This window comes from Duncaniella sp. (assembly GCF_029054785.1).
Lineage (GTDB): Bacteria > Bacteroidota > Bacteroidia > Bacteroidales > Muribaculaceae > Duncaniella.
Window position 1 is genome coordinate 1 of the sequence record NZ_JAIDEN010000029.1, and the last position, 22934, is coordinate 22934.

15 protein-coding genes are annotated in these 22934 nt (G+C 54.9%); 12 read left to right on the top strand and 3 right to left on the bottom strand.

The annotated features are described in order from the left end of the window. Nucleotides 1-53: 53 nt before the first annotated feature. Nucleotides 54-419 (bottom strand): hypothetical protein, encoded by a 366-nt coding sequence (locus tag K2H17_RS01905; RefSeq protein ID WP_300130743.1) that lies wholly within the window; start codon nt 417-419, stop codon nt 54-56. A 7-nt stretch (nt 420-426) separates the two neighbouring features. Between K2H17_RS01905 and K2H17_RS01910 the strand changes: the two genes are divergently transcribed. Together K2H17_RS01910 and K2H17_RS01915 are read left to right on the top strand one after the other, a co-directional pair. Next, nucleotides 427-1299, top strand: coding sequence for a TlpA disulfide reductase family protein (locus K2H17_RS01910; protein WP_300130745.1), 873 nt, complete (start codon nt 427-429; stop codon nt 1297-1299). A gap of 125 nt (nt 1300-1424) precedes the next feature. Then, nucleotides 1425-5249, top strand: coding sequence for a family 78 glycoside hydrolase catalytic domain (locus tag K2H17_RS01915; RefSeq protein WP_300130748.1), 3825 nt, complete (start codon nt 1425-1427; stop codon nt 5247-5249). Nucleotides 5250-5399: 150 nt separating this feature from the next. Here K2H17_RS01915 and K2H17_RS01920 read toward each other — a convergent pair whose 3' ends face one another. Both K2H17_RS01920 and K2H17_RS01925 read right to left on the bottom strand, forming a co-directional pair. Then, on the bottom strand, nt 5400-5837 hold the full coding sequence (locus tag K2H17_RS01920) for a thioredoxin domain-containing protein (protein WP_300130751.1): 438 nt from the start codon (nt 5835-5837) through the stop codon (nt 5400-5402). A 156-nt stretch (nt 5838-5993) separates the two neighbouring features. After that, nucleotides 5994-6929, bottom strand: a complete 936-nt coding sequence (locus K2H17_RS01925; RefSeq protein WP_300130753.1) for a malate dehydrogenase — start codon at nt 6927-6929, stop codon at nt 5994-5996. Between the two features lie 419 nt (nt 6930-7348). On the opposite strand from K2H17_RS01925, the gene K2H17_RS01930 reads away from it, so the two are divergent. The 10 genes from K2H17_RS01930 to nifJ all read left to right on the top strand — a co-directional run. Next, nucleotides 7349-10435 (top strand): SusC/RagA family TonB-linked outer membrane protein, encoded by a 3087-nt coding sequence (locus tag K2H17_RS01930; protein ID WP_300130756.1) that lies wholly within the window; start codon nt 7349-7351, stop codon nt 10433-10435. A 27-nt stretch (nt 10436-10462) separates the two neighbouring features. Continuing rightward, nucleotides 10463-12019, top strand: coding sequence for a RagB/SusD family nutrient uptake outer membrane protein (locus K2H17_RS01935; RefSeq protein ID WP_300130758.1), 1557 nt, complete (start codon nt 10463-10465; stop codon nt 12017-12019). A 20-nt stretch (nt 12020-12039) separates the two neighbouring features. Next, entirely contained in the window at nt 12040-12912 is an 873-nt protein-coding gene (locus tag K2H17_RS01940) for a DUF4843 domain-containing protein (RefSeq protein ID WP_300130760.1), read from the top strand. Between the two features lie 37 nt (nt 12913-12949). Continuing rightward, nucleotides 12950-14539, top strand: coding sequence for a PKD-like family lipoprotein (locus K2H17_RS01945; protein WP_300130763.1), 1590 nt, complete (start codon nt 12950-12952; stop codon nt 14537-14539). 219 nt (nt 14540-14758) lie between these two features. Further along, nucleotides 14759-15841 carry a thioredoxin family protein gene (locus tag K2H17_RS01950; RefSeq protein WP_300130766.1) on the top strand — a complete coding sequence of 361 codons (1083 nt, stop codon included), beginning with the start codon at nt 14759-14761 and terminating at the stop codon, nt 15839-15841. 27 nt (nt 15842-15868) lie between these two features. Further along, nucleotides 15869-16798, top strand: a complete 930-nt coding sequence (locus K2H17_RS01955; RefSeq protein WP_300130768.1) for a serine protease — start codon at nt 15869-15871, stop codon at nt 16796-16798. Nucleotides 16799-16816: 18 nt separating this feature from the next. Beyond that, nucleotides 16817-17716 (top strand): GLPGLI family protein, encoded by a 900-nt coding sequence (locus tag K2H17_RS01960; RefSeq protein ID WP_300130771.1) that lies wholly within the window; start codon nt 16817-16819, stop codon nt 17714-17716. Nucleotides 17717-18122: 406 nt separating this feature from the next. Continuing rightward, complete coding sequence (locus K2H17_RS01965) at nt 18123-19967, top strand: long-chain fatty acid--CoA ligase (RefSeq protein WP_300130774.1); 1845 nt, start codon at nt 18123-18125, stop codon at nt 19965-19967. Between the two features lie 73 nt (nt 19968-20040). Beyond that, nucleotides 20041-21051: an aspartate-semialdehyde dehydrogenase gene (locus K2H17_RS01970; protein WP_300130777.1), complete on the top strand. Its 1011-nt coding sequence runs from the start codon at nt 20041-20043 to the stop codon at nt 21049-21051. Between the two features lie 201 nt (nt 21052-21252). Continuing rightward, nucleotides 21253-22934 (top strand): pyruvate:ferredoxin (flavodoxin) oxidoreductase (gene nifJ, locus K2H17_RS01975; protein WP_300130780.1); only part of this gene is annotated, 1682 nt, incomplete at its 3' end.

The following is a 22934-nucleotide window of genomic DNA, read 5'->3' on the forward strand; positions in this document are numbered from 1 at the left end:
TTATGTTTTGTTAACATATTCCTTGAAAATCTTTGGGTTATATTTGCAAAAAGTTAGTTTGCTATGATGAAGCGTTTTTTTGTGCGATTGCAGGAGGCCTGGCTGTTGGCCGGATGCCTGGGGAGGGCTTTGACGGGCGTTCCTAAGGTTGTGGTTCTGGTGGTGATTGTGATGCTGCTGGGCTGCTGGTCGGCTGCGGGGAAGGATAATTTCTCGATGTCGGGGTCGCTTGTGGGGCTTGATAAGGATGATGTGCTGCTGATCGAGTATGTCACTTTCGAGCCTGACAGGAAGGTGGTGCGCAAGCGGGTGCCTGTGCGCGAGGGGCGGTTTGAGTTTTCAACGTCGCTGAAAAATGCCTGGCTGGCGCAGCTGCGTCTGAAGTCTGTGCCGGAGAGGGCTAACAAGGGGTTTTTCATTTATTTTGTGCCGGATGAGGAGCTGACTCTGCGTGGCGATCTGCGGGCCGGGGGCGAAAATCATAAGTTTGAGGTGGGCGGAAGTGCCTATTATCAGGATCTGGCGCGTGTGAGGGAGTTTACGCGGCCATATCATGAGGAGTTTGCGGCTGCCGCACGGGCTTTCAGCGAGGGTACGGATGCCGGTGAGGATGGCGCTGTGCTGCTCAAGGAGCGGCTGCGGGCTGACAGAGAAATCGGGGAGCGATACGGGAGAGTCTGTGAGGCTTATGTGATGTCGCATCCGGAGAGCGAGGCGGCTTACAGTCTGGTGAACCTCAATGACAAGTGGGGGATCGCGGCGATCGAGAATATGGCGCCTGAGGTGCGCAATGGGCGGTTCGCGCGTAAGATCGCCCAGGATCTGAAGGTGATGCAGATGATAGCTCTGAAGCGGATGGCGGCCAACAGCCGTCCGAAGTCGATGCTGGCTGAGGGGCGCCAGATGCCTCCGTTCAGGCTGCGCACTCCTGAGGGGGGTGAGTTTTCGTCGGATTCGCTGAGGGGGAAGTATACGGTGTTGGATTTTTGGGGCTCGTGGTGCATCTGGTGTGTGCGCGGGATTCCGAAGATGAAGAAGTGTTACGAGCGTTATTCCGACAGGCTGAACATGGTGAGCATTGCCTGTTCGGATTCGGAAAACGGCTGGCGAGGGGCGCTGAAAAAGCACCGGATGCCCTGGACGCAGGTCATAAGCGATGACCGCACGGTGGAGACGGCCTATAATGTCAGGTCTTATCCGACGAAGGTGGTGATAGACCCCGACGGGAAAGTTCTGAGGGCTTTCAAGGGGGAAGGAGCGGATTTTTATGACTATATCGAGGAGTTACTTGGAGAATAAGGTGATTTTTGGGTAAATTTGCAGATTGGGAGATTGTTTGTCAGACAATCTCGCCGTGTGACAGCTTTTTATGGCCGGTCGACCGGCTTACCTTAAATCTTCTTAAGTAACTTAACTGAGTCTTTATGTTTTTAAAATCTCGTATAAATTCCGGGCGTTGCCTCATGGTGTTGCTTTCGGTTGTGATGGCGGTGTCCGGTGCCTCGGCGCGGGTAGAAGTAGGCGGTCTGCGGACCGAGAATCTTGACAATCCTCTTGGACTTGACGTGGCTGCGCCCAGGTTTTCGTGGCAGATGAATTCTGACAAGAAAAATGTCAGACAGAAGGCATATCGCATACTGGTAGCCTCCTCGCCTGAACTTTTGGAGCAGGACAAGGGCGATCTGTGGGATTCGGGCCGTGTCGGCTCGGCTGACCAGCTGTGGATCTCCTACGGCGGGAAGGCTCTGAAAAGCAATCAGCGCGGATGGTGGAAAGTCCGCGTCGAGACTGACAGAGACGGTTCGGCCTGGAGCACTCCCGCGAGCTTCGGCATCGGTCTGCTCGGCGAGACCCGCTGGGGCGGACGCTGGATAGGGCTTGAGAGGCTCATGCCCGGCGAGGAGCGGGGTCTGCACACGTGTCTTGCAGCCCGTCGGCTCAGAAGGGAATTCAAACTTGACAACAAGGAGATAAAGCGGGCCACGGCCTATGTGGCCGGTCTTGGCCTCTACCGCTTTTATGTCAACGGCCGGGAGGTCGGTGCGGAAGATCTGCTCAAACCGGCCCCGTCGGACTATCGTCGGACGGTCTATTACAATGCCTACGACATCACCGGGCTGATGGCCCCTGAGACGGCTGTCGGGATTGAGCTTGGCAATGGCCGCTACTTCCCGATGAGGCAGCACAAGCCATATAAGATCCCGGTGTTCGGCCTGCCGAAATGCCGCGTTAACATCATCGTGGAGTATACTGACGGGACAAGCCGACGTCTGGTCAGCGACGAGAGCTGGCGTGTCAGCACCGATGGCCCCGTGAGGTCAAACAACGAATATGACGGCGAGATCTATGACAGCCGCCTGGAGACCGCAGGATGGACTTCTGCCGGATTCGACGATTCGAAGTGGCTCAGAGCCGAGCGTGCGGAGGCTCCGATGGGGACTCTGCGCGGGCAGATGACTCCGGCCATGCGTGCCGGAAAGGGTGTGAAGCCGCTGAAGATATGGAGCCGCGGCGACACTGCGGTGGTGGATTTCGGTCAGAATATGGCCGGATGGGTCAGCTTTGTGCCCGACGGGGCCGCAGGCGATACCGTCAGAGTGGTCTATGCCGAGAAACTCGATGCAGACGGGCGCCTCTACCGCGCCAATCTCCGCGACGCACGTTCGGAGGATGTCTACGTGTGCCGCGGCGGCGAGGCTGAGCGCTGGAACCCGTCGTTTGTCTACCACGGCTTCAGATATGCGGAGATCACAGGGCTGAAAGATGTGGCTGAGGCCGCTCCTGAGGCAGTCCCTGTGGCCGATGAGATGGATCTGACGGGCTCATTCGAATGTTCGGACACAATATTAAACAAGGTGGTGCGCAATGCTTTCCACGGCATTCAGAGCAACTACAAGGGTATGCCCGTCGACTGTCCGCAGCGCAACGAGCGTCAGCCCTGGCTGGGCGACCGCACGGTAGGCGCGCTGGGCGAGAGCTATCTGTTCGGCAACGAGCGACTTTACAGCAAATGGATGCGCGACATCCGCGAATCGCAGCGAGAAGACGGCTGCATTCCCGATGTGGCCCCCGCGTTCTGGAACTACTATACCGACGATGTGACCTGGCCTGCGGCGCTGCCGTTTGTCTGCTCGATGTTGCAGCGTCAGTTCGGCAACAGCCGTCCGGCAGAGGAAAACTATCCGGCTATGGCCCTGTGGATGCGCCACATCCTTACAGAATACAGCCGCGGCGGAATTGTCACCAAAGACAAATACGGCGACTGGTGTCTGCCTCCGGAGAGCCTTGAGCTGATCCACAGCAAGGATCCTGAACGCAAGACCGACGGCGCTCTTATAGCCACGGCCTACTCTATCGAATGTCTGCGTCTGCTGGGCGATTTTGCCCGCCGGCAGGGCCTGACAGCCGATGCCGCCGAGTGGGATTCGCTGCGCGGAAAGTCAGTCGAGGCGTTCAACTCGCGCTTTCTGACATGCCAGCGCGGGACATCGCCTGTGGCAGGCCATCCGCTCTACCCTGACAGCGTCTACTACGGCAACAACACGGCGACCGCCAATCTGCTGCCGATGGCCTTCGGGATCGTGCCTGACTCGCTGCGTGAGGAAGTGGCCAAGCAGGTTGTGGCCAATGTGATCACCCGCAACAACGGCCATGTGCCCTGCGGAGTGATCGGCATCTCCTGGCTGCTGCGCGGGCTGTCGGACAACGGATTTGCCGATGTGGCCTACCTGATAGCGACAAACAAGAGTTACCCCTCATGGGGATATATGACAGAAAACGGCGCTACGACCATCTGGGAACTGTGGAACGGCGACAAGGCGGCACCGTCGATGAACAGCGGCAACCATGTGATGCTGCTTGGCGACCTGCTCCCCTGGTGTTTTGAGCGTCTCGGCGGTATCGCACCCGGAGCCGACGGGTTCAGGACGATAGTGATGCGCCCCGATTTCGGAATCCAGGACTGCTCATGGGTCAAGGCAAGCCATCAGACACCTTACGGCACGGTCAGAAGCTCGTGGTGCAAGGATCTGAGGCAGCTGGAGTGGGATGTGGAGATTCCCTGCAACACTGAAGCCGAAGTCCATCTCCCTGACGGACGCGTGGAGCGTGTCGGGTCCGGACGCCATCATTTCAGCTCGGCGATACCTCCGACAGATACCCGCATTGCCGATGATGCCTTTCTCTATGAAGAAGCGGATTTCCCGCAGTGTCATGCCTCGACGATCGTCGAGCTTGAAGGGGGCGATCTTGTGGCCTCCTACTTCGGCGGACTCTATGAGCGCCATCCCGGAGTCTGCATCTGGGTCAGCCGCAAGCCGAAGGGCTCTGACCGCTGGGAGAAACCGATCCTGGCAGCCGACGGCGTCTTCATGCCCGGCAGCGAGGATGCGCTGAAGGCAGGGATCGACAGTGCGAGCCATGAGGCAGCGCTTGGGCCGGTGAAGAGCTTTGGGGCTGAAGTCAGCGGACTGCGCAGGAAAGCCTGCTGGAATCCGGTGCTGATGGAGATGCCCGGCGGAGAACTGTGGCTCTTTTATAAGATCGGAACACGGGTGTCCGACTGGACCGGCTGGGTAGTCAAGTCGAAAGACGGAGGCCGCACCTGGGGTGTCCGCGAGGCTCTGCCCGAAGGCTTCTTAGGGCCGGTCAAGAACAAGCCGGAGATTGTCAATGGCCGTCTGATCTGCGCTTCAAGCACCGAGGGCGGCGGCTGGAAGCTCCATTTCGAGATCATGGATCTTGCGACAGGAGAGTGGAAATATGTAGGCCCGGTTGCCGCAGAGAAAGCCCCGCGGACCGAAAACGCGGCAGACATCAAGCCGATCGACTGCATCCAGCCTTCGATCCTGAGGCTGAAAGACGGGCGACTGAAGGTGTTGATGCGCACCCGCAACGGACGTCTGGCCGAGTCGGTGAGCGACGACGGGGGCGAGAGCTGGAGCACGGTGCGCCTGACCGATCTGCCCAACAACCAGTCAGGCACGGATGCCGTGACGCTGCGCGACGGACGCCATGTGCTCATCTACAATGACTTCTCGACTCTGCCCGGCACCAAGAAAGGACCGCGCACACCGCTGAGCATCGCAGTCAGCGACGACGGCGAGACCTGGCGTCATGAACTGACACTGGAAGACTCGCCGATCAGCCAGTATTCCTACCCGGCCATCATCCAGGGCCGTGACGGGAAAGTCCACTGCGTCTACACCTGGCGCCGTCAGCGTGTGGCCTACAAGAAACTGGATCTTTGATCTGCAAGCGGTCCCTGGATCTTTGATCCGCAATCAGAGGAAACAGAAAAACCTGCCATCACCGAGATTCATTGTCGAGTCGGTTATGGCAGGTTTTGCTGTATCGTGTGAGAGGCGGGCCGGAGTCGCGATGTGGCTCCGGCTGTGATGTCATTTGGGGAGGTAGGGGGTGAAAAAGTCGATGAACTGACTCTTTTCCATGAAACCTACGTTTGATTTGACGGTTCCGTCGGGGAGGAGGATGGTCACCTGCGGAATGGCGCTGACTTCGAAAAGACGGGCGAGTTCGGGCGAATTGTCCACGTCGACAGAGATGAAGATGGCTTTGCCGCGGTATTCATTGGCCGTCTCCTCGAAGATCGGGGCGAAGCGCTGGCAGGGGCCGCACCAGGTTGCGTTGAAGTCGATGACGGTCGGGAGGGTCTTGTCAGGAGTGATGGCCGTGACAGGAGCGGCTTGGGCCGGGGCTTCGACGGCTGTCGCCGGGTTTTCGCTGCCGTTCTGTGAGTCTTTGGCTGCGTTTGAGCAGGAGACCGCGCAGGCACCGAGGCCCAGGATGGCGGATAGAATGATGTGTCTGAATGTCATGGTAAAATTGTATTTGTGTCTGAAAAAAAGACCCGCACTTCTGCGGCTCGGCAAGGAGTCTGGACTCCTGCGGGCTGAGAAGTGCGGGTTGTCAGTTTGTCCGGAGGGTATTATTAAACACCCTCCTAACAGGCTGTCAGTCTTTCAGAAGGCTGATCAGAGTACGCCTGCGAGAGCTGCGTTTGTCTTGTGAACTGCTTCCGCACTCTTGTGGAAGAGGTCTTTTTCTTCAGCGTTGAGGTCGAATTCAACGATCTTTTCGATGCCGTCCTTGCCGAGGATACAGGGAACGCCGATGCAGAGATCCTTTTCGCCGTATTCGCCGTCGAGAAGAGCCGAGCAGCTGATGAGTTTCTTTTCGTTGTGGAGGACAGCCTTGACCACCTGTGCTCCAGCCGCACCGGGAGCATACCATGCAGATGTGCCGAGGAGCTTGGTGAGAGTGGCACCGCCGACCATAGTGTCAGCCGCGATCTTGGCGAGCTGTTCTGCGGGGAGGTAGTTTGAAGCGGGAACGCCGCGGTAGGCAGCATAGCGCACGAGGGGAATCATAGTGGTGTCGCCGTGGCCGCCGATCACGATGCCTTCGATTTCATTGGGGTTGGCGTTGAGGCCGAGAGAGAGATAGTATTTGAAGCGGGCGCTGTCAAGAGCACCGCCCATGCCGATGATACGGTTTTTGGGAAGACCGCTTACCTTGTGGATAAGGTAGGTCATGGTGTCCATCGGGTTGGAGATGCAGACGATGATTGCGTTGGGAGAGTGTTTGAGGAGCTGGTCGGTCACAGACTTCACGATTCCGGCGTTGACACCGATGAGCTCTTCGCGAGTCATGCCCGGCTTGCGGGGGATGCCTGAGGTTATGACAACCACATCAGAACCTGCGGTCATTTCGTAATCGTTGGTGACACCGGTCAGACGGGTGTTGATGTTGAGAATGTTTGCGGTCTGCATGATGTCCATGGCCTTGCCTTCAGCCACACCTTCTTTGATGTCGAGAAGAACCACTTCGTCAGCAATGCCCTGCTTTACGATCACGTCAGCGCAAGTAGCGCCTACGTTACCGGCGCCTACAACTGTAACCTTTGACATAAGAAATTGATTTTTGGAAATTTATAGAATTGAATGATAAAAATTGGCGTTTGGAAAATTATCCATTGCAAATATACGGAAAAGATTTTGACCCGCGACAATAAATTGGCGAAAAATTTCTTTAATCCGATTCTGAAGCCAAAAGCCCGGCGCGAAACATATTTTAGGATCATGTTATATAGATATAGGTGTTAATTTTAAGCCTTATGTGTTAAATGGGCGTTAAAAGGTGTCATTTTGTCGAGAAAGTGTGTCCTGACGTTCATATTTAGTGTGTTTTAATAGCTTTTTTTAAGCAAAAGTTTGTTTAATAAAAATATGTCACCTATATTTGCATTGTCGCTGTTTGTCCGATTTGAAAGGTTGGACATACCTACATGAAAAATAAACCAATCAAGTAATTTAACCTTATCGAAAGTATGAGAATTAACGGAGTCAAGCTGCTTGCTCTGTGTCTTTTTTGTCTGTTGTTCGGGGTGGAGACCACTCTGGCGCAGGGAAACAAGCCTGATGCAGGTGCTAAACTGAACTACTTCCGTGGCGTCGTTATCGACGATGAAGACGAGCCGCTCCCAGGCGTAACCGTGATGATTGTGGGCAAGAAGGGTAACGGTGTCGCCACAAACGAGAATGGCGAATTCGCCATCGGTCTTAAAGACAAGACCTGTACTCTCCGCTTCACCTATATCGGTATGAAGCCGCAGGAAGTCAGAGCCCAGGCGGGCAAGTCTGTGACAGTCAGACTTGAGACAGATGCCGCCACGATGGATGAGGTTGTGGTCAACGGTATCTATACACGTAATATAGAAAGTTTCACCGGTACGGTGTCCACCTTCAACGCCGATCAGCTCAAGACGATCGCCCCTCAGGGAGTGATCAAGAGCCTCGCGTTGCTTGACCCATCGGTTATTCTTACGGAAAATGTCGATTTCGGTTCTGACCCCAACAAGCTGGCCGACATCTCGATCAACGGTAAGATGAATGTCCAGGCCCTGAGTCAGGAATATGAGACTGACCCCAACCAGCCTCTCTTCATTCTTGACGGTTTCGAATCATCGCTCCAGGCAATCAGTGACCTTAACATGGACCGCGTGGAAAGCATCTCGGTGCTCAAGGACGCGTCCGCAACCGCTATCTACGGTTCGAAGGCCGCCAACGGTGTGATCGTTGTCGAGACCAAGAAGCCGACGGCAGGCCGTCTGCGCCTGAGCTACAACGGTTCAGTCCAGGTGGCATGGGCCGACCTCAGTGACTATAATCTCATGAACGCCGCACAGAAGCTGGAATTCGAGCGACTGTCCGGAGTCTACAACTATAATCCTGTCGGCGCTCCCTCGGTTGGCCTCGATGAAAACGGCTTACCTATCAGCGAGCCTCAGCGTGAGCTGTATCTCGAACGTCTGCGTCTGGTCAAGGAAGGCTACAACACCTACTGGATGAACGAGCCTCTGCGCACAGCCGTGACTCAGAGCCACAACGTATATATAGAAGGTGGTGACCAGGCATTCCGCTATGGTGCAGGCCTGTCATACAACAATACTCAGGGTGTCATGAAGAAGTCGGACCGCGACGTGATCAACGGCAACATCACGCTGTCGTATCGCGTGGACAACTTCAACTTCTCGAACCAGACAACCATCTCCCATACCGGATCCAATCAGGAAACCGTGGCATTTTCGCGCTTCGCGCAGATGAACCCCTTCTACACGAAGTACACAGAAGACGGCCAGGTAGCCAAGTATGTGTATAAGGACACAAGCGCCGGAGGCGAGACCATCTGGAACCCGATGTGGGACCTGCGTCAGAACAGCTACCGCAAGGGCGACATCATCGCCATCACAGACAATTTCCAGTTCGAGTGGCGCGCCACACGTCAGCTGCGTATCCGCGGTAACTTGCAGTACTCTACCTCAAAGACGACAAACGAAACCTACGTTTCGCCCAACGAGACCTCTCAGGACGGTCTGGAGCAGCTGAAACGCGGCTCTTATACCAATGCCAATTCATCGAACAACCGTTACAGCGGACGAATCAACGCCTCTTACGGCGCTTATTGGGGAATACACACCCTGAATGCTGTCGGCGGTATGCAGGTGTCGGACAGCCGCACCAAGAGCCACTCTTACGGAGTGCAGGGCTATCTCAACGACCAGTTCTCCAACCCGAACTTCTCGGTCGGCTATCCCGAAGGAGGCAAGCCCAGCTCGTCGGACACCCACAGCCGCAATGTCAGCTACTATGCCAACCTTAACTACGCATGGGACATGCGCTATCTGCTTGACTTCAACCTCTCGCGCAGCGGTGCCTCGCAGTTCGGTATTGACGACCCCTTCACCACCACATGGTCGGTCGGAGTAGGCTGGAACGCCCACAATGAAAAGTGGTTCAAGCCCAACAAATACATCTCCTATCTGAAGATCAATGCCTCTTACGGTAACCCCGGCAACCAGAACTATGATGCCAAGCTTGCGTCGAGCATTTACGAATACTACACCGCTTACACCAATCCTTTCGGGCTTGCAGCTATCGTCAACCAATGGGGCAACAGCGGTCTGAAATGGCAGAAGACAGATACTTATAACGTCGGTCTCAATGTCAACATGTTCGATCAGAAACTCATGCTCAGCACTTCATATCAGATACGAATGACCGATCCGCTGCTTGTCCGCATCGACCTTCCGAGTTCAACCGGCGCCACTTCAGCACCGATGAACATCGGCGGTACCGACAACCGCTCATGGAGTTTGAACGCGACCTACTACGTGTTCCGCCGCGGCGATCTCAACTGGTATTTCAGCGGCAATATCAATACGAACAGAACCAAGTACTACAAGATCGGCGACCTTCTGGAGCAGTATAACGAAGCGGGCCGCGGAAGCAAGTCGCTTGAACGTATGTATGACGGCGCCAGCACAACCGGTCTCTACATTGTCCGTTCGGCCGGTATCGACCCCGCCACCGGTAATGAAATCTTTATCCGCAAGGACGGAACATATACCTATGAATGGAGTGCGGACGACGAAGTCCTCTACGGCGATACCAATCCCGACTTCTCCGGCACGCTCAGCACCTCGTTCCTCTACAAAGGATTCTCTGTCGGCGCGACATTCTCATTCCGTTCAGGAGCTGAAGTCTATCTCTCGACTCTCATGAACAAGGTCGAGAACATCTCCAATACATCGCTTAAATACAATCAGGACCTCCGCGCCCTGACTGACCGCTGGAAAAAGCCAGGCGATATCGCCAAGTACAAGCGAATCGACGACACCTCCGCCACCAACCAGAGCAGCCGCTTCGTGGCTACGGAGCATACTCTCGACTGCGCGTCGATCAACTTCGGCTACCGCACCACAACGATGCCTTTCCTCCGCACCATCGGCGCATCGTCCTTTGACATCCGCTTCTACATGAACGACCTGTTCCATCTCTCCAACATCAAGGAAGAGCGTGGTCTCAGTTATCCGTTCCAGCGCTCATTCTCGCTCTCGCTTGGACTGAGCTTCTAATCAAATGAAAAAGCAGACACCACAATTATGAAGACTATTAATAAAGTAAAATCAATATTCGCCGCTTCGCTTCTTGCAGTCAGCGTCAGCTCATGTGCCGACTGGCTGGAAGTGAAAATGGAAGACAAAGTCATGGAAAACGTTCTGTTTTCCGATTACCGTGGTTTTATGACAGCGCTCAACGGAGTCTATCTCAAGATGAACGACGTTTATGCCAAGACCCTGACCACAGGTCCGGTCGATGTCATGGCCCAATATTATAATGTGACGGAAAACAACAATCATTCGATGCGTCTCTATGCCACTTATGCCTATAACGACGTGTCGCTTGAAACCGCTTTCGCCTCAGTCTGGTCAAACATGTATTCCCTGCTTGCCAACCTCAACGTGGTGATCGAGCATACGGAAACCGCAAATCCACTGACCGAGACACAGCTTGGCATCATCCGCGGAGAGTCACTCGCCCTGCGCGCGTTTTTCCACTTCGATCTGATGCGTCTTTACGGTCCGATCTATCCGGAGAATCCGACAATGCAGACGATCCCATATCAGAACTCGTCCTCACGCGATATCCAGCCCCTTCTTCCCGCCAATGAGGTTATGACCAAGATTCTTGCCGACCTTGCTGAAGCCGAGAAACTTCTCTATAAGTATGATCCGATCATCACCGAAGGAGTCAAGAATGTGGCCGCCGAGGACAACGGAGTTCTTGCCTATGACTATTCTTTCCGTCAGCTGCGCATGAACTATTATGCAGTCAAGGCCCTCCAGGCCCGTGTCTATCACTGGATGGGTGACAAAGCCACAGCTTACAGAATCGCAACCGAGGATATCATCGACAAGATCACAACCGACAAGCTTGAAGTGTTCCCCTGGGCCACCAAGGAGCAGGTTGAAGCAGCCGGCAAGCCCGACTATCTTTTCTCGTCGGAAGTGATGTTCTCCCTCTACAACACCAAGCGTTCCGAAGTCCAGAGCGCATATTTCAGCGGAGCCTTGCGCGCACTGTCAAACCGTCTGACATTCTTTGGCAACGGTCTCACCGGCGAGGATTCGAAGGTCGGCACATTCTATGACGATGCCAATGACCTGCGTGTCAGAATGTGGAAGCTCGTTGAGCCTCTTCAGTCTGAAATCGAAGAGGCCGAAGCAGCCGGTGAAGAGGCCCGTAGCACACTTGCCCTCTCGAAGTTCGATTCGTTTTCCAATGACGCCACTATCGACGGAACCGAGACTTATCGCTACATGATGCCTCTGATCCGTCTGAGCGAGATCTATCTGATTGCAGCCGAGTGTGCGCCTGACCGCAACGAGGCATTCAGACTCATCAACGTCATCCGTCACCACCGTCTCTGTGACGAAGCCGACGAGATGGACGGCGAGTTCGAGTCTGTGCTGACTTATGAAATGGCCCGCGAGGTCATCGGCGAAGGACAGCTCTTCTACTTCTACAAGCGCCGCGGTGCAGAATCCATGATTTCCGGCACAAGCGCTACCGGAACCACACCGATGGTCAAATCAAACTACATTGTGCCCATCCCGCAGGCCGAACTTGACAAACGAGGCACCGTAAACGGCAAGTAACACCAAATCAGCAATCAATCATGAAAAAAATAATATTTTTTATCTGCGCTCTTTTTTCACTCCCGACGTTTTACAGCTGTCAGGAGCATGAAATCGCCTACTATGACGGTGTAGACGCAATCTTTTTTGACCAGCAGTACGGCAGATCCTATTTCGACTCGCTGAAACTGGTCCATCAGATCTATTCCTACATTCCCTTCGGAGTGATGAACGAAACAGATTCTGTGCTGAAGATCAAAGTCGAAATCGCAGGACGTGTCCGCGACTATGACCGCAAGTTCGGTGTGGAGGTCGTTGCCGACAGTACCAATGCAGTCGCCGGCGAGGATTATGAGCTGCTCTCGAACGAGGGTGTGATCCTCGCAGGTCAGAACAGTACGCGTCTGACTGTTGTCATCCACCGCACACAGCGCACCGAGGAGGGAACCGTCCAGCTTCAGCTTCGACTGGTTCCGGGCGAGCACTTCTCGCTTCCTTTCGGTCCTGACGGAATCGGAACCATGCCCAAGCGTCAGGGCGGAGGCGATGTGCTCATGGAACTGAGCACCAATTCCGATCCTTCGATCCACAATATTTTCGCCAACTGCAATCTGCGTCGTCCCGACGGATGGAACAACGATAACTTCGGTGTCTATTCGGAGACCAAGTACAAGCTGATCCTTGAGATCGCGGAAGAGGTCTTCGGCTGGACTGTCGAGGATTTCGACAAGGATGAGGACGGCAAGATGAAGACCACCCGCTCCAAACGAGTGGCAAGCTATGTCTCCAAATATCTCCTTGAACAGTACAGACTTGGCCGTGAACACTGGGTCATTGACGAAGACGGCTCCATGATGTGGGTTTTGGGCTGCTCATGGGCAAGCGGCACCATGCCTGACAAGATGACTGACTGATCCTGAAATAGTCTAATCAAGAAAAAGAAATCAGACAATGAAAAAATATATATTACCCTTCCTGTCACTCGGACTGCTGACAGCCTGTGTCGAAGACGAGGGCAATTACAACTATAAGCATCTCAATGTGATCGAGATCCAGGGAATTGAGGAATCGTATGCTCCTCTGGCCTATATGGACAATGTCACCATCAGCCCCGTGCTGTCAGGCTCTCTTGCGGGCACGGACCTCAGCAACTATGACTATCAGTGGCATCTCTGCCTCAGTACTCATGGCAACCACCTGGTCATCAGCCAGGAGAAAGACCTCGACTGGCCTGCCGATCTCTCGCCCGGCACCTACTCGCTCTACTTCACTGTGAAGGACCGTTCGACCGGCCTTGAGAAGCAGGCGCGCACACAGCTCAATGTCGGCTCCCCCTATCTGCGCGGTTTCCTCGTGTTAGGCGATGATATGGAAGCCGGACACGCGCGTCTTGATATGCTCTGTATGCCCTTGCAGCGTGACACCGCCTATGCAAAGGGTGTCATTGACAATCCCATCGGAGCTGTCGGTGCCCACGAGATGATTTTCAGTGGCTATGGTGCGGTCAACGAAGGCGACCAGTATCTCTGGATGCTTACCGACGACGGCTCTTATGCGCTCGAATATCAGGAGGTCATATCGGTGATCAATGAATTCAACGAGTCTGATCTTGTCGAAATCGAGATCCCCCACAAGACACCGATGCGAGTGCGCGACGCATTCCCGCGCCAGGGAGGCCAGCCAAACTCTGTCAACGGCACCTCTCAGAACAGATCGAGAACTTACCGCGGCCTGATTTTCGATGACATCGTGGTGATCAGCAACAAGATGAGCGGCGGTTATGGCGGTGCGGTCAACCGTTACAGCGCTACTTCGAACGACTATTTCACTCCTTATCCCAAGGCTTTCATCCAGGCGACAAAGACATTTGCACTCGATGATCTGGAACAGAGTCTGGTCTATGACATGGACAACCAGTGTTTCGCCCGTTTCGCAGGGTCATACCTGACATACATGGTCCTTGTCCCTGACTACTATTCAGGCGGAGCCTGGAATCTTGAGATCGGCAAGGACAACAGACATCTGATCTATGCTGAAAACGGTCTGAACCTCTATGGCGAGGATAACCCCATCTACATGCTTGTCAAGGACAATGATGAGGACAATTACTACATCATGTACTTCTCAGGCCACAGAACCAAGTTCAACCCCAGACCTTACTACCCCAACAAATCGCCGCTCTACAAGGTGAACCCAGCAACCGCCGTAGACATCGACAAGGCTTCGCACTACATGTTCTCGTCAAACCGTCTGGTGCTTCTCTACTCTGTCGGCAACCGCCTCTATCAGTACAGCTTCACCAACGGAACCTGCATCTCTCATGACTTTGACGGCGAGATCACCTATCTTGAGGCCGAATATTCGTCGACCTGTTCGATCAAAGACTATTTCGTCGCAACCTACAACGAGGCAACCGGCAAGGGCATGATCTACAAGATGGAAGTGCCTGCAACCGCAAACGCCGGCTTCAGCTTCCTTGAAGGACAGCAGTGGGAAACCGATCTGCGCGTCAGGGACATCGAATGGAAATGGCCCAACTAAACAGATTTTAACTATTGTTTTTAAACAACCTCTAAATACAGTGCCGCGTGGAGACGTGAACTTTCCGTCAGGTCTTCGCGCGGCACTTTTCACACTCCGGATGTTGCGAAACCGATCACAAATAGCCCAGGTGTGATAAAAAAATCAGGATGAATGTAACGTTATGGCGTTTTCTTCGTCTTATACTCAGTAAAATTAACCTTAAACATAGTAACAATTATGAAGAAATTTATCTTTGCCTCTCTGCTCATGGGCGCTTCTGCTCTTGTGGCCTCAGCGCAGACTGAATTCCGCCACGTCACTTTCGAAGAAGCACTTTCTGCGGCAAAAAAAGAAAATAAACTCGTGTTCGTCGACTTTTTCACCACCTGGTGCGGTCCCTGCAAGATGATGTCAAACAAGGTATTCCCCCAGAAGGAAGTTGGTGATTTCATGAACGCCAAGTTCATCCCCCTCAAGCTCGACGCCGAGAAAGAAGGAGCGGCCCTCGCCAAGCAGTATGGAGTCAAGGCATATCCGACCTATGTTGTCATGGACGCCGAAGGCAAGGAAGTGGCAAAGTTCTCCGGCTATATGGACGGACCCAAGTTCATCGAGAAGGTCAATGCCAATCTTGACCCCGAACAGTCGCCCGAACGCATCCGTGCCCGCTATGAAAGCGGCGATCGCACCCCGAAAGTGGTCAACAGCTACACAATGCAGCTCATGGAACAGCGCAAGGAGGATGAAGGATTCAAGGTGATCGACGAATACTTCGCATCACTCTCCGACGCCGACCGTCTCAAACCCGAAAACGACTTCCTCTACACGGTCTATACCGTCGATCTCGACAACGACCGTGCCCGTTTCATGGTAGCCAACAAGAAAAAATTCAAAGGCGAGAGCGCAGAGAAGATCAACACAGTCCTCGCAAGCCTCTATGGCCGCAAGCTCAGCACATATTTCTCAGGCTATATGTATCGTGAAGGCGGTTACAAGGCCGAAGAGTTCAACCAGCTCAAGAAGGAGATCGCCGACCTCGGTCTTGACAAGGACAACAACAACACGGTCATCTATGAATTCGTTGAGAAACGCGCAGCCATGAGCGACGCCGACTATCTCAAATACTGCGAAGACAACTTCGGCCGTCTCGCTCCCCGCTCCAAGGACGTGCTTGCCATCAACGTTCCCCGTCTCTTCGACACCAAAGACGCTGCGATGAAGCCCCAGCTCGTCAAATTCCTCCGCTCACATCTCGGAGAACTCGGCGCGATCGCCATCCAGGTTGTCGGCCGCTCGCTCAGCAATCTTGAAGAAGAGTGACACATATTCCAATATCATACAGAACAGATGAACAAAAAACTGTTTGCTGTGCCCTCATCAGTAATGGCTGTGGTGCTCGCTCTCATGAGCGTGGCACCACATGCTCATGCTGACCATGACGCACTTTTCCAGGACTATCCCGCCAAGGTCGAGGCTACTACCGCGCTGGCGCGTGAATATATGAAGACCCATCCGGGCCAGGGATCCGACTCGCTGCGCCGCAACGTGATCGCCGGCCTCTCGGACGGCTCCGTGGCTCCGGCCCGTGTGCTGACTCCGGCCCGCAAACGCAAACTCTCGGCGCGTGAGGTGTTCGAACTCTGCCGCCCAAGCTCGCTTGTGGTCTGCCGCTTTGAACACAACGATGCCTATGCCCTTGACTCGGCTTACAGCAACGCTTCAGCCGTGGCCCTCACCCCTGACGGCATCTGCGCCACGAACTATCACGTCGTGGCCGATCTCGTGCTCAGCGGCGCTCTCGGCCATGAGGTCAAAAACGATCTGATGCGCTTCCTGATGGACCATGAAGGCAACATCTATCCCTTCCGTCAGGTGCTCCACGTAGATCCGGTCAATGACATGGCCATCATCCGTGTCGACACCAACGGACGCAAGCTGACTCCGGCCGCCGTCGGCGGTGACGCCCCGCAGGGCACCACAGTCTACTGCCTCTCGCATCCCTCAGGCGCTTACTATCATTTCACCGACGGAATGGTCTCCAACTGCACCCGCACAACCAACAAGCGCACCGGGCGCAACCGCTACATCCTTGAAATCACCTCCGACTATGGCGTAGGAGCCAGCGGCGGCCCGATTTTCGACGACTGCGGCAATCTCGTGGCTCTGGTCAGCTCGACATTCTCCCTCTATGCCCAGCCCCAGCAGTTCCGCAACTTCCAGATGTCATACAAGCAGACTGTCCCCGCTTTCCTGATCAAAGAATGTTTCACCGATTAACCCACCCCTCAGCCTGAAATGAAGAAAGAACTACTCGCATCAGCCGTAGCCCTTCTGCTGGGGCTCGGTGTCAGCGCCCAGGAGCAGAAAAAGCAGCCCGATGCCGCCGCGCAGCAGGCCGCCAAAGCCAATGAGATGGTCAACAAGATGAAGGAAGAGGCTGCCGCCTATTACGCCGGAGCCGACACCGCAGAATATGGTGTCCGCTATCGTCTGCGCTATCTCTGCAACAAGAAGAAAAATCTCCGTTTCGAAGAGGACCGTGTGGTGCTCGTAAGTCCCGGAACCTCCCTTGACATGAGCTATCAGGGAATAGGGGAGGCCCGCTGGCGCCTGGCCAATCCCAACGGCAAGGGGGGCGACATGAGTCTGGCCTATCACCTGACCCCGACATTCTATTTCTACTATCCCGAATCGGGACGCATGGTCCACACCTACCGTATCATCACCGATGAGTTTCTTCTCGACGACTCCAAGTGTGAGAACGACTGGAAAGTGACCTCCGAAGAGAAGAAAATCGGCGAGTACAACTGCCGCAAAGCCACTCTCGACAAGGGCGGACGCAAGTGGACCGCATGGTTCACCAACGACCTGCCCCACCGGGCCGCCCCGCGCACCTTCACCGGGCTTCCCGGAGTGGTGCTCGAAGTCACCGACGCCGACCGTGAAGTCTGCTGGATGTTCAACGGCCTTGTCCACAGCATCCCCGACAGCCGCCTCTACATCAAGATGCCTGAGAAATTCACCCAGGCCTCGCCTGAAGACTTCCGAAAGATCCTGCGCGTCTTCTCCCTCTCTGACAACAGCTATATCCAGCAGTCGGGAGTGATGAGCAAGAATCCCGGCCACTATCCGGAGAAATACAGCCCCTCCACCGGAATCGACGCCTGCGAGATCGACAACCCGATCGAACGCTGATGCGAAGAGGGTGACTCTTGTTGTTAAGAAACGCGCTCTAAACCCTCCCCGGTCTGCGGAATGCCGGTGAGGAAGTTCCGCTTCCGCCGTCACCGTCTATTCTGACATACAGGCACATACCTGCCATGATGCACACTTTCTCAGTCGCTCATGTCCGGTATGTGCCTTTGTTTGTGACTTTTGACTTAAAATGGATTAATATCTGTTAAAGAGCGTGTGCAATTCCTAAGGAAATGTTAACAAAAGGAAACTTTTTTGCACCCCGTGGGGCTGTGGCGCAAAAATTGTGGCTAACTTTGCCGCTTATAAAAAAATAGCTGTCGCAGAAGAGTGGAAAGTATTTTGTATTCCTTCCCGGCGGCAAACCTCTCAGAGGTTGTTTGAAACAACTGTTAAACCAGAGTTGATGAATTTGAAATCCAAGATAGCCGCGTCTGATGTATTAAAAGCTAATATACTGACCGATCTGCCTGAGCGCCAGGCACTGCGATTCGGCGAGAAAGCTGCTCTCGCAGCTCCCGGCCACGAAAACCGCTGGTATGAAATCTCATGGAAGCGCTATGCCGCCGATGTGCACACCGCCTCTCTGGCTCTTGCCGCTCTCGGAGTCCGCGAAGCTGAAAATGTGGCGACCTTTTCCGCCAACCGTCCTGAAAACCTTGTCAGCGACTTCGCCTGTTTCCGCAACCGCGCGGTTTCAGTCTCCATCTATGCCACAAGCTCGCTTGAACAGCTCGTCTACATAATCAACGACGCCTGCTGTGCGCTGCTCTTTGTCGGCAACACAACCCAGTACCGCATAGCCCGCGAGGCTCAGGCCGTCTGCCCATCGCTCAAGCGCATCGTGGTCCTCAAGACAATCGAGCTTGACAAGTCGGACACAACCTCCATGCTCTGGACCGATTTCATGAAACTCGGCGAGACCGCCGGTCAGGACATCGCCGCGACAGTCGCAGCCCGCGCAGCCGCAGCCACTCCGGACGACATCGCCACTCTCGTCTACACCTCAGGCACCACCGGCGAGCCGAAAGGTGCCATCCTGACCCACGGCAACTACGATGCCGCGATGGAGGCCCACTGGGAGCGCATCAACATGGTTGACGAGGACGACACCTCTATGGCCTTCCTCCCTCTGAGCCACATCTTTGAAAAAGGCTGGACCTACTTCTGTCTGACAAAAGGCATCAAAGTCTCTGTCAACCGCCATCCGCAGGAGATCCAGGCAACGATCCAGCAGGTGCGTCCGACCTGCATGTGTGCCGTCCCGCGCTTCTGGGAGAAGGTCTACACCGCCGTGCAGGAAAAAATCGCAACGATGAATCCCGTCATGCGCATGGTGGTCCGCCAGGCCCTCAAAGTGGGCCGTCGCCGCAATCTGAAATACGCCCGCCGCGGCCTCAAGGCCCCCTGGTGGCTCGAAACCCGCTACCGCTTCTTTGACAGCCGCGTGTTCAGCCTCCTGCGCAAAGCCATAGGCATTGACAACGGCAACATCTTCCCGACCGCCGGTGCTCCGGTCTCAAGCAAGGTGGTGGAATTCTTCCACACCTGCGGCATAAACATCGTGGTCGGCTACGGACTTTCCGAAACCACCGCAACTGTCTGCTGCTTCCCGCAGGCAGGGTGGGAGATAGGCTCGGTCGGCACCCCGATCCCCATGGTCAACGTGCGCATCGGCGAAAACGACGAAGTGCTTGTCAAAAGCCCGATGGTCATGCGCGGCTACTACAACAAGCCCAAGGAAACCGCCGAGGCCTTCACTGAAGACGGCTGGTTCCGCACCGGCGATGCCGGCTACATCGACGATCACGGCGCCCTCTTCCTGACCGACCGCCTCAAGGACCTCTTCAAGACCTCCAACGGCAAATATATCGCACCGCAGGCCATCGAGACCCTGCTCTGTGAGGACAAATACATTGACCAGGTGGCAGTCATCGGCGACCGCCGCAAATTCGTCTCCGCCCTCATCGTCCCCGACTTCGAGGCGCTCAAGGACTTTGCCGCCAAAGAGAAGATCGCCTACGGTTCGATGGAAGAGCTTGTCGGCGACCCGAAAGTCAGCCGCCTCTACACCGACCGCCTCGAAATCCTCCAGCAGCGCCTCGCTTCCTACGAGAAAGTCAAGCGCTTCACCCTCCTGCCCAAGGAATTCTCGATGGAAAAAGGCGAGCTGACCAATACCCTCAAGATACGCCGTGCGGCGATCAACCGCCTCTATGCCGGGGTCATTGACGGCATGTATCAGGACTGAACATTCTCCGTGAGGACAGAAAATAAACCAACTCTCACACATGATATTTAATATTCTCATCAATCACTAAAGCATGAAAGTAGCAATTGTTGGCGTCAGCGGCGCCGTAGGACAGGAATTCCTCCGTGTCCTTGACGAACAGAACTTCCCGATTGACGAGCTCCTGCTCTTCGGATCGGAGCGCAGCGCGGGTAAAACCTATGAATTCCGTGGCAAGAAACACACTGTCAGACTCCTTCAGCACAACGACGACTTCAAGGGCGTTGACTTCGCCTTCGTTTCGGCGGGAGCAGGCGTTTCGCGCGAATTCGCCGAAACCATCACAAAACACGGAGCCGTCATGATCGACAACTCCAGCGCATTCCGCATGGACAAGGATGTGCCCCTCGTGGTGCCCGAAGTCAACGGAGAAGACGCCTTTGACACCCCCCGCGGCATCATCGCCAACCCCAACTGCACCACAGCCATCATGGTCGTGGCCCTCAAGCCCCTGAACGACATCTCGCCGATCAAGCGTGTCCACGTTGCAACCTACCAGGCTGCGAGCGGCGCCGGCGCTGTGGCTATGGCCGAACTTGAAAAGCAGTATGCCGAACTCGCCGAAGGCAAGGAACCGACCGTAGAGAAATTCGCCTATCAGCTGGCCTACAATCTCATCCCCCACATCGACGTATTCCTTGACAACGACTACACCAAGGAAGAGATGAAGATGTACAACGAGACCAAGAAGATCATGCACGCTCCCGAACTCGAAGTGAGCGCCACCTGCATCCGTGTCCCCGTCATGCGCGCCCACAGCGAGGCCGTCTGGGTGGAGACCGAGCAGCCCATCAGCGTCGAGGATGCCCGCAAAGCCTTCGAACAGGCTGAAGGCCTGGTTGTCATCGACGAACCCGCGGCCAAAAAGTATCCGATGCCCCTCGACGCTGCCGGTAAGGACCCCGTCTACGCCGGACGTCTGCGCAAGGACATCGCCAACCCCAACGGCCTTACCTTCTGGCTTGTCGGCGACCAGATTAAAAAGGGCGCGGCCCTCAACGCCGTGCAGATCGCACAGTACATGCTCGCCCATCCACGCAACTGAGCCGTCTCAGGTCCATCTCTCTGAAACTCACCGCTATTTTTCCTCTCTCCTATTTGTGAGGGAGGAAAAATTTTTGTATTTTTGCCGGACGAAATCATCCGTAAGCAAATGGTATTACACTTCTTTCCCCGCTTGAGGATGTCAGGATCTGATACCTAAACTTATTATAATTATCTCTATTTAAATAGATTACATACCACTATGAGTAAAGAAAAAAAATTCTTGACCTGTGATGGTAACCAGGCAGCCGCCCACGTGAGCTACATGTTCTCGGAAGTGGCCGCTATCTACCCCATCACTCCCTCGTCAACGATGGCTGAATACGTTGACGAATGGGCAGCCGCCGGTCGCAAAAACATCTTTGGCGAAACCGTGCTGGTACAGGAAATGCAGTCTGAAGGCGGTGCCGCCGGAGCCGTTCACGGTTCACTTCAGGCAGGTGCCCTCACTACAACCTACACAGCCTCTCAGGGTCTCCTCCTGATGATCCCCAACATGTACAAGATCGCCGGTGAGCTTCTCCCCTGCGTGTTCCATGTTTCGGCCCGTACACTCGCTTCTCACGCCCTCTCGATTTTCGGTGACCACCAGGACGTGATGTCCTGCCGTCAGACAGGCTTCGCCATGCTCGCCGAAGGTTCTGTTCAGGAGGTCATGGACCTCGCAGGTGTGGCGCACCTCGCAACAATCAAGAGCCGTGTGCCTTTCATCAACTTCTTCGACGGCTTCCGTACTTCTCACGAAATCCAGAAGATCGAAGAGATGGATCAGAACGATCTCGCTCCTCTGGTTGACCAGCAGGCTCTCGCAGAATTCCGTTCTCGCGCCCTCAACCCCGAAAAGCCCGTCGCACGCGGCATGGCTGAAAACGGCGACGTTTTCTTCCAGCACCGTGAGGCTTGCAACGAATACTACAACCGCGTTCCTGAAATCGTAGAGGAATACATGAAGGAAATCACCCGTATCACCGGTCGTGAATACGGTCTCTTCAACTACTACGGTGATCCCGAAGCCGAACGCGTCATCATCGCTATGGGTTCTGTTACCCAGGCCGCTCAGGAAGCCATCGACCACCTCCGTGCCAACGGCGAAAAGGTAGGTCTCGTTTCCGTTCACCTCTACCGTCCCTTCTCGGCAAAGCACTTCCTCGCAGCTGTCCCCAAGACTGCAAAGCGCATCGCTGTGCTTGACCGCACCAAGGAACCCGGTGCAAACGGCGAACCCCTCTATCTCGACGTCAAGGACTGCTTCTACGGTCAGGCTGACGCCCCCGTTATCGTCGGTGGCCGCTACGGTCTCGCTTCAAAGGACACCACTCCCGCCCAGATCATCGCAGTATTCGAAAACCTCGCCCTCCCCACTCCGAAAAACCACTTCACCGTGGGCATCGTGGACGACGTTACCTTCACCTCGCTTCCCCAGAAGGAAGAGATCGCACTCGGCGGCGAAGGCACTTTCGAAGCCAAGTTCTACGGCCTCGGTGCCGACGGTACAGTAGGTGCCAACAAGAACTCCGTGAAGATCATCGGTGACAACACCAACAAATATTGCCAGGCATACTTCGCTTATGACTCCAAGAAGTCAGGCGGTTTCACCTGCTCACACCTCCGTTTCGGCGACGATCCCATCCGTTCAACCTACCTGGTGACCACTCCTAACTTCGTGGCATGTCACGTGCAGGCTTACCTCCACATGTATGACGTGACCCGCGGTCTCCGCAAGGGCGGCACATTCCTCCTCAACACCATCTGGGAAGGCGAGGAACTGGCCAAGAACCTCCCCAACAAGATCAAGAAATATTTCGCCGACAACGACATCACCGTTTACTACATCAACGCAACCAAGATCGCTCAGGAAATCGGCCTCGGTAACCGCACCAACAC

Coding starts and splice junctions, on each gene's coding strand:
- K2H17_RS01955 (WP_300130768.1), top strand. CDS start 15,869: ATGAACAAAAAACTGTTTGCTGTGCCCTCATCAGTAATGGCTGTGGTG.
- K2H17_RS01950 (WP_300130766.1), top strand. CDS start 14,759: ATGAAGAAATTTATCTTTGCCTCTCTGCTCATGGGCGCTTCTGCTCTT.
- K2H17_RS01925 (WP_300130753.1), bottom strand. CDS start 6,929: ATGTCAAAGGTTACAGTTGTAGGCGCCGGTAACGTAGGCGCTACTTGC.
- K2H17_RS01915 (WP_300130748.1), top strand. CDS start 1,425: ATGTTTTTAAAATCTCGTATAAATTCCGGGCGTTGCCTCATGGTGTTG.
- K2H17_RS01940 (WP_300130760.1), top strand. CDS start 12,040: ATGAAAAAAATAATATTTTTTATCTGCGCTCTTTTTTCACTCCCGACG.
- K2H17_RS01945 (WP_300130763.1), top strand. CDS start 12,950: ATGAAAAAATATATATTACCCTTCCTGTCACTCGGACTGCTGACAGCC.
- K2H17_RS01920 (WP_300130751.1), bottom strand. CDS start 5,837: ATGACATTCAGACACATCATTCTATCCGCCATCCTGGGCCTCGGTGCC.
- K2H17_RS01970 (WP_300130777.1), top strand. CDS start 20,041: ATGAAAGTAGCAATTGTTGGCGTCAGCGGCGCCGTAGGACAGGAATTC.
- K2H17_RS01960 (WP_300130771.1), top strand. CDS start 16,817: ATGAAGAAAGAACTACTCGCATCAGCCGTAGCCCTTCTGCTGGGGCTC.
- K2H17_RS01930 (WP_300130756.1), top strand. CDS start 7,349: ATGAGAATTAACGGAGTCAAGCTGCTTGCTCTGTGTCTTTTTTGTCTG.
- K2H17_RS01935 (WP_300130758.1), top strand. CDS start 10,463: ATGAAGACTATTAATAAAGTAAAATCAATATTCGCCGCTTCGCTTCTT.
- K2H17_RS01965 (WP_300130774.1), top strand. CDS start 18,123: ATGAATTTGAAATCCAAGATAGCCGCGTCTGATGTATTAAAAGCTAAT.
- K2H17_RS01905 (WP_300130743.1), bottom strand. CDS start 419: ATGAAAAACCCCTTGTTAGCCCTCTCCGGCACAGACTTCAGACGCAGC.